Raw genomic sequence first — 8,927 nt, 5'->3', positions numbered from 1 at the left:
CATCCATGATCACGCCAGCTTCCGACCTGATTTTCTGCTTCACGGTCGCGTCCTGAGTGGACTTTTCCGACACGAAGCCCGTCCTGCCCGTCCTTGCAGCGTCATAGGTCGCGTTCTTCAAAAGAATGTCGGCGGCAAACGCGATTCCCGTCTCTATGATGGCAAACGTGATGAAGATCAGGACAGGAGAAATGATCGCGAATTCAACGGCAGTGGCGCCCTCTTCAGACGCGCGAAATCGCTCGATCTCGAGACCTCTCAAAACACACCTCATCTGCCGAAAATTTCAACCTGAGGAAGCAATATCGCCAGAGTCTTCACAAGCTTCTAAAAGAAAGGATTGCATTTGATGCAACCGACGCTTTAGCTCAGTAGATTTTATTTCCCGGATAGGCTTTGCAGAACAGATAGGAGAAACTGCTACATCCTGTTTGACAAGAGGATGTCGTCGGTGAGTGGCTTCAAGCGAGTTGAGGCGACGACTGGCTCATAGTTGCCATGCCATTACACGACGTCAGGTATTTGATTGAATTCGGAATTATCGCAAGGTGTGAGCGGCCATCGTTTATTCTACTTCACTTCCGAAGCCTTGATGGAATTCGAACCTGCGACCGACTCGTGCCTCGATTAGACGCTTCCATAAATCGCCGATTTTTTTGGCTGGAGCGGCATAGGATGATTTGCGGATCTTCCGCGAACACTTCACCATTGCAAAACCGGCTGACCACGAGATGCCTAGCACCTCCAGCGCAATGCAGCGGTAGCAACGGGCGAATCCCATAGAGAAAACTCCTCGTCCGTGAGGAAGGCGAGCGTGATGGAAAGGCCCTGCATGTCGAGCGAAGTGGCATAGGTGCCAACAAGCGAGCGCTCGACCCGCAGGCCGTACTCCGACATGATGCGAAGGGCAGAGTTGTAGGCGAGATAGAGTTCAGCAGGCGGTGTGCCGCCAAGTCCGTTCACCAGAAGCAATGCTCTGTCTGTGCTTCGGTTGGTATCGTTGAGGATCGTCTCGCTGAGATACCTGACGATAGTGTCAGCGTTGGAGAAACGCTCTCTCGAATGACCCGGCTCCCCATGAATGCCGACGCCCATTTCTACCTCGTTCGGCCCGAGCGCGAAGGTTGTGCGCTGGGTGTCCGGCACGGCGACACCGGTCAGGGCAACGCCCATCGACCGGATGCGTGAAGCGAGGTTGTCGCCAAAGGCTTTTAGTTCCGAAAGGGAGCGACCCTGCTCGGCCGCCGCTCCGAGCAGCTTTTCAGTGATGAGCGTGCCGGCAACCCCACGTCGCCCACGACCGTCGCCGGCCCTCGTCGTTTCGATGTCGTCGCAGGCAAGGACCATTTCAATTTTATGCCGGTCCGACGCCATCTCCGACGCCATTTCGAAGTTCATGACGTCGCCATCGTAGTTCTTGACGACGAGCAAGCAACCGGCGCCGGTGTCTGCTTCCTCAATCGCGCTGACGATCTGGCTGGGCGTGGGCGATGTGAAGATATATCCGACGCAGGCAGCATCGAGCATGCCGCGACCGATAAAGCCGATATGCATTGGCTCATGGCCGGCCCCACCACCAGAAATGATGGCGACCTTGCCAGGAACCAGTTCACGGCGGCGTATACATTTACGGTCGGCGCCAAACACAACGAACTCCTGATGGGCGCGCACAAAGCCTTCGATGCTTTCGGCGACCATGGTCTCCGCTGTGTTCATGAATTTCTTCATCAAGCCCCTCCCAAGGCGATGATCATGCCAATCCTTTTGCATGTGCCACAAGGGCTTGCCTAATCCGGCAACCCTGAAATTGCGGCAATCTTCTGCACCAGATCGGCAATCGCTTCCTCCAGCAGCCGGTTGCGTCTCTCGTCGCCGAAATCGGGCACCATCAGCGAAATGTGCCGCAGTTTTTCCGAGGCGCCAAGTTCCGGCAGCTTGCCTGGATGCGCAGCTTGATAGGCATCCAGAAAGCGCTCCTGTTCAGCGGCGCTGAAATGGCACACCCGGAAGATCGTCGCGAGATGCCGGGCAGGAAGCGGCGTTGCATAGGTCGGGCTCGTTATCTGCGTGACGAAACTGCGATGTTTGCCAAGTTCCGTCGCAAGCCGCTGGCGTGTTCCAGAAGGCCTGTTGTCGATGATTTGCGCCAGAATGGACTTGTAGGCGATAATGGCGTCTTCCGTGTCTTCGCGCGCCATCCTATTCTCCGGCTGCCTTTGTCCCATCTGCCTTCAGGCCGACGATTGCCGATCTTATCGCGGGAAGTTGAGTGGGTGCCACGGAAAAATGCCGTATGCCTGCGGCAAGCAGATCCTTGGTCAGGGATGGATCCCCGGCCATGTCGCCGCAGATGCTGACCGGTTTGCGTCCGGCGAGTTTTATGGCCTGGGTCAGCAGGCGCAGTACGGCCGGCACCGCCTTGGCCTGGTAAAGCGTAAAGTCGGCATTCTCGCGTGGCGAGGCGACGAGATATTGCGCAAGGTCGTTCGTCCCGAACGAAAAAAAGTCAGCGCTTTCGAACTCGTCCAGCATGAGGGCTGCGGCCGGGACCTCTACCATCATTCCGATGGGAGGCATGCGATGCGGCACACCGCGTCGGGCGAGCGCGTCCGATTCTTCGCGATAGATCTGCCTGATATCATCGACGTCGGATGGAAACATCACCATCGGCAGCAAGATGCGAAGACTGCCGAAGACTGCCGCACGCAAAAGCGCGCGGGCTTGAACACGCGCGATCTCCGGCCGGGCCAGCAGGAGACGGATACCGCGTAGCGAGGGTACTTCGGCAAGTCCGGCGAGCGGCTTGTCGCCGCCTATATCCAGCATGCGAATTGTAACTGACCGACCGTCCGCCCAATCCAGCAGATGGCGGTAGATTGCAAACTGCTTTTCCTCGTTTGCGGCATCTCCAAGCGATGTCAGGGCGAATTCCGAGCGCATCAACCCGATGCCGGCGGTTGTCGCAACGTCAATCGCATCGACTTCGTCGGTAGCGTTGACGTTGACGGCCAGCAGGACCTGCGAGCCGTCGGCCGTGTACAAAGTGCCGTTGTCGGCTGTCGATGCCATGCTTGTCAGGCGATGGTCGAGCGGAGCCGGCGTCGCCCTCTGCTTGGCTATCTGAAGCATGATGATACCTGAATCGCCATCAACCCCGATGTATTGTCCTTTCTCCGTCGCGAAGCGACCAGCGCCGATGACCATCGGGACCGAGCGAGACCTGGCAAGCAGCGCCACATGGCCGACTGCGCTGCCCGCGTAAAGGGCGATACCCCCACCGGCCGACCAGTCATGTGCCAAGAAGCGACTGGGCTCCATGTCTTTTCCAACATAGATGGAGCCGGCCGGAAAGTCGTCGATCGGCACCCCGGTCAGGATCGACAGGACGCGATTCTTGACGTCGAGAATGTCGACGGCACGCGCCTGCACTTGGTCTTCCTCCGCGCCTTCCAGTTCGCGGATATAGCCATCGAGTGTCCCGGCCCAGGCAAACGCCATATTTTCGCCCGCGTCGATCCGCGCGCCGGCCGTCTCCATCAGCGTCGGGTCCTCGAGCACTTCGATCTGAAACTCGATGATTTCTCCGCTCTCAGGGTCTGTCCCGGCCGCAATGTTGCGTAATTCGTGTATGGCCTTCTTGATGGCATCGCCGAGTTCGGCATGGCCCGAAAGGCTCGATGGCGGCAACGCAGCAGCGGCCATCGGCCTCGCGACATAGGCCGGCCCGGTTGCAACGCCCGGCGATGCACCTATGGCTTTCAGACTAGGCGGTGCGGCCATGCTTCTTTTCCTCATCGAAGTTACGCTCGACGAGGCCTTTCAATGCGCGAATCGCTTCCTCGGCGAGGATCCCCTCGGCGCGAATCTTGAGCAATGATCCCTTACGGATCCTGGCACCCATGATCTTGATGATGCTCTTGCCATTCAGCCAGACATCGCTGCCGTTGATCGCGACTTCGATCGAGCAGGGAAACGACTTTGCAAGCCGCGTGAATGTCACCGAGGGCCGAGCATGCAGTCCAACGCCATGCTTGACCTCTACCTCCGTCTGGCAGTTGGCATGCATCTGTTCGCCCTCACGGCCTCCCATGCGCAATCCGCTGCTCATCAGGGTGATAGCTCCTCTGCCGTCGCAATCACCTTGCCCAGCGATGCGCCGCCGGAGGCCTCGGCCGCCGCGATAACAGCTCCCTCCACGACGGGTGCATTACAGATCGATACCAGCTTCGACCTCGGCAGGCCGAGCATTTCGACCGCCATTTCACTGTTGGTTTCAGCTCCACCAAGATCAACGAAGACGGCAACGCCTGCGTCCGACCAAGCCTCCTCGATGGCTTTGAGAATACCGCGGGCATCCGTCCCGAGTTCGCCGTGACTATTACCGCCCGACCAGGCAAGCGGCACACTGTCGCCGACCATCTGCCGCACCATGTCGGCAGTACCACGCGCAACCAGCGGCGAGTGGGAAACAATCACAATCCCAACGTTGGGCCTCTTCCCATTCATACAGGTCGGTACTCCTCGAGGTAGCGGCAGATCGCAGTTGTCAGCAGTGCACAACTTGAGGCGCCCGGATCGACATGACCGATCGACCGGTCTCCGAGATAGGAGGCACGCCCGCGCATGGCTCTCATCGCTGCCGTCAGCTCGGCAGAAAGTTCGGCCCGGCGCGCGATGTCCGTCAGAGGCAATCGATGTGCGAGCGCGTCCTGAACGGGATAGAGAACATCAAGAAGCGTCTTGTCCCCAGCATGTGAGCGGCCACGACGCGCGACGGCGTTGATCGCCTGTTTCAGTGCCGAAGGAAAATCCTTCTCCTCGTCCGGGGCACGGAGCTCGCGGCCCATCTCCATGAGCAACGTCCCGTAAAGCGGGCCTGCCGCTCCGCCGATGTTCATGACGAGCGTCAGGCCAATTTTCTCAAGCGCGTCAGGCAAGGGAAGGGCAGAAACGAAGGCTTCCTCGGCGCTCACCGCTTCGCAGCCGCGGCGCATGTTCGTTCCATGATCGCCATCACCAATGGCGCGATCAAGCGCACACAGGTGCTCGCTGTTTGCCGCGATCGTCGCACGGCAAGCTTCGATCAATCCCATGAGAAGAACCGGTTCAGCCAGCACCCGAAACCCTCCCGCCTGCAGAGCTCATACGAGCGCTGCCATTACCTCGAATACGCCTGCCACGGCCACGGCACCCGGATCGGGCACACCTTCCAGATCCCTTTCGCCAACGTAGGAGGCACGACCGGCCTTGGCCTGTCGCATCGCTCTTGTCGACTCAGCACCTGCCGTCGCCGCTCTTGCCGCGGCTGCAACCCCCTCCGATGAAAGGGCCGCAAGCGCGGGAGCCAGTGCGTCGACCATAGTGCGGTCGCCCACAACGGCGCCTCCATAGAACGTCATCCGATCAAGCCCGGCAAGCAGGGCAGCGGCGATATCCTCCTTTTCGGCCATGGACTTGGATGCGGCCGTGAAGAAGATCGAGAGAAGGACGCCGCTGGAGCCGCCCATGCTCGTGCTCAGGATTTCGCCGATGGAGGCCATCGTCGCGGCAGGATCTTTCAAGGGAAGTGTGTCGATGCGGGCAAGAATGCTGCGGGCTCCGGTCGCAACGGTGGAGCCGGTATCGCCATCACCAACCCGGCCATCCAGGCGGTTGAGCTCGCTCTCGAGCGAGATCAGGTGCTCGCAAAGTGCGGTCAGGAGACGACGATTATCCCGATCTTCGCTGGCGGGCGCCGCTTCGCTCTGCGACGCCCGTTGAGGCGCGGAAAGGATAGCGATCTCGTGCCGTTCGGTCGCGGGCGGCCAGGCATGGGGTTCGACGGCGGCCCTCAGGGCGGCTTCACGGTCGGCGTCCAGTCGAATGAGCGACAGGGAAAAGCCGTTCATGTTGAGAGCGGTCATCATCGGTGCCGGCCCAATGATCAACCGGACACGGTTGGCGATGGGTGACAACAGCACAGTGTTGGCGATGACGCCCATTTCGAGCGGCGGCACGGCGCCGAGGTTGTTGATCAGCAGCGCATGATCTCCCGCACCATCGAGCTTCGCCGCCAGTCGCCCGGTCATCGTCGCGACCAGATCGGCAATCGGCTGCAGGGAAATACGCTCGACCCCGGGCTCGCCGTGAATACCAAGGCCTAGTTCGCCTTCGTTGGCGCCCAGTCGATCCTCATGCGTTTGGCCCGGCACGCTGCAGGTTGAAAGCGACATGCCAAGCGAAACGATGCCGCCCGCTGCGGCGGTCGCCAGGCCCGCCAACGTCTTGAGCCCGGCGCCGGCTTCGGCATGGTAGCCGGCGATCTTGTGTACGAACAGCGTGCCGGCAACGCCGCGGGGCTGATTGATGCCGGGGATCGCGATATCGTCGGCAACAATGACCATCTCGACGTCGAAACCTTCGGCACGGGCCTTTTCGGCGGCGAGACCAAAATTGAGGCGATCGCCCGTATAGTTCTTGACAACCAGCAGGACGCCCTTGGGGCCGGTTACGGCGCGGATCGCCGTCAGCACCGCATCGACGCTCGGCGAGGCAAAGATTTCGCCGGATACGGCTGCGGTAAGCATGCCCTTGCCGACGAAGCCTGCATGCGAAGGCTCATGTCCCGCTCCGCCGCCCGAGATAATGGCGACCTTCGACTTGTCCCAATCGGCACGCAGTATCACCTTGATTTCCGGGAACGTGTCGAGACGGGCAAGACGACCGGCACTGCTTGTCTGGATCAGGCCGTCCAGGGCTTCGGTGACAATGGTTTCCCGGCGATTGAAGAAATGTTTCATGGAGACAGACCCGTCTTTTATGCCAGTGAGTTCGTTTCTTTCAGTTGCTTATCAAAGACGCTGACCGCTGGCGTCGAAATAGAGTGGATCGCGCAGCGTCAGGCTTATTCGATCACCCGGCCGGATCGCGAGATATGGATCGGCAAGCGTGACCAGCTTGTGGTCGCGCACCTTGATGTGAAGGTGGTTCTGGTCCCCCAGATGTTCGATCCAATCGATCTTCGCATCGGCGTTCTGATCGACGATGATATCAAGATGCTCGGTTCGCGCGCCGATCGTCTTCGTTCCCGGCGGCGGATTGGCACCGGGAAGAAGATCGGCCGGCAACAGGTTGATATGTGGCTGGCCAAGGCGCGCGGCGACATGAAGGCTGGCCGGATTGCCATAGATTTCGCGCGGCGTTCCGACCTGCAACAGTCGTCCTTCCGAGACAATGCCGATCCGATCCGCCATGGTCATCGCCTCGACCTGGTCGTGGGTTACATAGAGTAGGGTCGAGCCGAGTTCTTTCTGGATGCGCTTCAGTTCCAGGCGCAGTTCTGCGCGCAGTTTCGCATCGAGAGACGAGAGCGGTTCGTCCATCAGATAAATGGCGGGTCGGCGCACGAGCGCCCTGCCGATCGCAACGCGCTGCATTTCGCCGCCCGACAGACGCGTTGAACGGTTCTCCAGCTTGTGGTCGATCCTGACCATGCGCGCAATTTCGCGGACACGGCGGTCGATTTCTTCGCTTGCAAGTCGGTGCGCCGGGGCCCGCAGCGGAAAGGCAAGGTTGTCGTAGACCGTCATATGCGGATACAGCGAGTATTGTTGAAAGACGAAGGCGACATCCCGTTCAGCGGGAGCTTCGCCTGCAACATTGCGGCCGCCGATTTCGATACGTCCAGCGTCGGGGTGCTCCAGTCCCGCAATAAGACGCAACGTGGTCGTCTTGCCAGCACCCGTCGGCCCGAGCAGAACGACGAATTCACTGTCTCGGATCGACAGGTTGAGATCGGCCAGAGCCTGAGTGTCACCGAAACGCTTATTGAGCCCCTTGAGAACGACGTCAGCCATGCTGAGCCTCCGAGTAGAGTGCCGAGGCGACGGCGCGGCCCGACTTGCAGTCGAACAGCGCGAGCTTTCCCGGATTGAGTTCAAGGCCAACAGTCTCGCCGATACGGAAATCGCGGTTTGCCGGAACGCGTGCCTTGATCACGCCGCTCGATGTCTCGATTGCCACGACCTGATTGGTTCCGAGATATTCGCTGCCGTAGACGGCTCCGCGCAAGGGTGACGCGTCGCTGAAGCGGATATGTTCGGGCCTGACGCCGAGCGCAAGCTCCGCCTCGGCCATATCCTGGTGCACCTCGGGAATGCTGACGTCGACGCCGTTAAGCGATATCGACCGCGCTCCCGCCTTGAGACCCGACGTGAAGCGCATGAAATTCATCGGCGGCGAGCCGATGAAATCTGCGACATACATGGTGGCCGGCTTGCTGTAGATTTCCTGCGGTGTGCCGAATTGCTCGATGACGCCATGGTTCATGACCGCGATCTTGTCGGCCATCGCCATCGCCTCATGCTGATCATGCGTCACGTAAACCGTCGTCGCGTGGATCCGGTTATGCAGTTCGCGCAGCTCATGGACCATCACCTCGCGGAATTCGGCATCCAGCGTGCCAAGCGGTTCATCCATCAGGAAACACTTCGGACGGCGCACGATCGCGCGGCCGAGAGCCACGCGCTGGCGGTCGCCGCCCGCAAGTCCTGAGACGGACCGGTTCAAGATATGATCGATCTGCAGCAGCCGCGCGGTCTCCTCGACGCGCTGGCGGACCTGCGCCTTCGGCATACCTTGCGACAGGAGTGGGAAGCCGATGTTCTTGCGCACATTCATATGGGGATAGAGCGCAAAAAGCTGGAAGACGAAGGCAATGTCGCGGGCGCTGGCGCGGTTGAAGGTGACATCCTCCCCATCAAGATAGATCTTGCCGCTGGTCGGCAATTCCAGGCCGGCGATCATGCGAAGCGTCGTCGTCTTGCCGCAGCCAGAGGGGCCGAGCAGCGCCAGGAACTCGCCGTCATGAATGACGAAGCTCGAATCCTGCACCGCCACGAAGCCGCCGAACTGCTTGCGGAGATTTTCTATCCTGATGTCCGCCATGG

At 60.1% G+C, this 8,927-nt stretch carries 10 protein-coding genes; all 10 read right to left on the bottom strand.

What is annotated here, in order from left to right; translation table 11 throughout:
• The coding region (locus tag AC1DTN_RS28570; protein ID WP_477923631.1) for a TadE/TadG family type IV pilus assembly protein at positions 1 to 262 on the bottom strand (262 nt) is incomplete at its 3' end.
• 473 nt (positions 263 to 735) lie between these two features.
• Positions 736 to 1,728, bottom strand: a complete 993-nt coding sequence (locus AC1DTN_RS28565) for a dihydroxyacetone kinase subunit DhaK (protein ID WP_477923630.1) — start codon at positions 1,726 to 1,728, stop codon at positions 736 to 738.
• Positions 1,729 to 1,787: 59 nt separating this feature from the next.
• Positions 1,788 to 2,198: a hypothetical protein gene (locus AC1DTN_RS28560; protein ID WP_310381495.1), complete on the bottom strand. Its 411-nt coding sequence runs from the start codon at positions 2,196 to 2,198 to the stop codon at positions 1,788 to 1,790.
• Between the two features lies 1 nt (position 2,199).
• Positions 2,200 to 3,780 carry a putative PEP-binding protein gene (locus tag AC1DTN_RS28555; protein WP_477923628.1) on the bottom strand — a complete coding sequence of 527 codons (1,581 nt, stop codon included), beginning with the start codon at positions 3,778 to 3,780 and terminating at the stop codon, positions 2,200 to 2,202.
• Positions 3,764 to 4,108 (bottom strand): HPr family phosphocarrier protein, encoded by a 345-nt coding sequence (locus AC1DTN_RS28550; protein WP_113320765.1) that lies wholly within the window; start codon positions 4,106 to 4,108, stop codon positions 3,764 to 3,766. The genes AC1DTN_RS28555 and AC1DTN_RS28550 overlap by 17 nt, the downstream gene beginning before the upstream one ends.
• Entirely contained in the window at positions 4,108 to 4,506 is a 399-nt protein-coding gene (dhaM, locus tag AC1DTN_RS28545) for a dihydroxyacetone kinase phosphoryl donor subunit DhaM (RefSeq protein ID WP_310381490.1), read from the bottom strand. The genes AC1DTN_RS28550 and dhaM overlap by 1 nt, the downstream gene beginning before the upstream one ends.
• Positions 4,503 to 5,093, bottom strand: a complete 591-nt coding sequence (gene dhaL, locus AC1DTN_RS28540; RefSeq protein WP_113320845.1) for a dihydroxyacetone kinase subunit DhaL — start codon at positions 5,091 to 5,093, stop codon at positions 4,503 to 4,505. Before dhaL ends, dhaM begins: the two co-directional genes overlap by 4 nt.
• Before the next feature lie 48 nt (positions 5,094 to 5,141).
• Positions 5,142 to 6,779 carry a dihydroxyacetone kinase subunit DhaK gene (locus tag AC1DTN_RS28535; RefSeq protein WP_477923626.1) on the bottom strand — a complete coding sequence of 546 codons (1,638 nt, stop codon included), beginning with the start codon at positions 6,777 to 6,779 and terminating at the stop codon, positions 5,142 to 5,144.
• Positions 6,780 to 6,830: 51 nt separating this feature from the next.
• A complete protein-coding gene (locus tag AC1DTN_RS28530) occupies positions 6,831 to 7,835 on the bottom strand; it encodes an ABC transporter ATP-binding protein (RefSeq protein WP_477923624.1) in 1,005 nt (334 codons plus the stop codon).
• The gene (locus tag AC1DTN_RS28525) at positions 7,828 to 8,925 is read right to left on the bottom strand and encodes an ABC transporter ATP-binding protein (RefSeq protein WP_113320761.1); all 1,098 of its coding nucleotides are present in this window, start codon (positions 8,923 to 8,925) and stop codon (positions 7,828 to 7,830) included. The genes AC1DTN_RS28530 and AC1DTN_RS28525 overlap by 8 nt, the downstream gene beginning before the upstream one ends.
• Positions 8,926 to 8,927 lie beyond the last annotated feature (2 nt).

This window comes from Rhizobium sp. 01T444 (assembly GCF_056398305.1).
Note: the sequence above shows the minus strand (reverse complement) of the source record. Positions and strands in the feature narration are given on the sequence as shown.

What these genes read in the sequence shown, in the direction of transcription:
- dhaM (WP_310381490.1), bottom strand. Translation starts at nt 4,506, where the DNA reads ATGAATGGGAAGAGGCCCAACGTTGGGATTGTGATTGTTTCCCACTCG.
- AC1DTN_RS28535 (WP_477923626.1), bottom strand. Translation starts at nt 6,779, where the DNA reads ATGAAACATTTCTTCAATCGCCGGGAAACCATTGTCACCGAAGCCCTG.
- AC1DTN_RS28530 (WP_477923624.1), bottom strand. Translation starts at nt 7,835, where the DNA reads ATGGCTGACGTCGTTCTCAAGGGGCTCAATAAGCGTTTCGGTGACACT.
- AC1DTN_RS28560 (WP_310381495.1), bottom strand. Translation starts at nt 2,198, where the DNA reads ATGGCGCGCGAAGACACGGAAGACGCCATTATCGCCTACAAGTCCATT.
- dhaL (WP_113320845.1), bottom strand. Translation starts at nt 5,093, where the DNA reads ATGGGATTGATCGAAGCTTGCCGTGCGACGATCGCGGCAAACAGCGAG.
- AC1DTN_RS28550 (WP_113320765.1), bottom strand. Translation starts at nt 4,108, where the DNA reads ATGAGCAGCGGATTGCGCATGGGAGGCCGTGAGGGCGAACAGATGCAT.
- AC1DTN_RS28565 (WP_477923630.1), bottom strand. Translation starts at nt 1,728, where the DNA reads ATGAAGAAATTCATGAACACAGCGGAGACCATGGTCGCCGAAAGCATC.
- AC1DTN_RS28555 (WP_477923628.1), bottom strand. Translation starts at nt 3,780, where the DNA reads ATGGCCGCACCGCCTAGTCTGAAAGCCATAGGTGCATCGCCGGGCGTT.
- AC1DTN_RS28525 (WP_113320761.1), bottom strand. Translation starts at nt 8,925, where the DNA reads ATGGCGGACATCAGGATAGAAAATCTCCGCAAGCAGTTCGGCGGCTTC.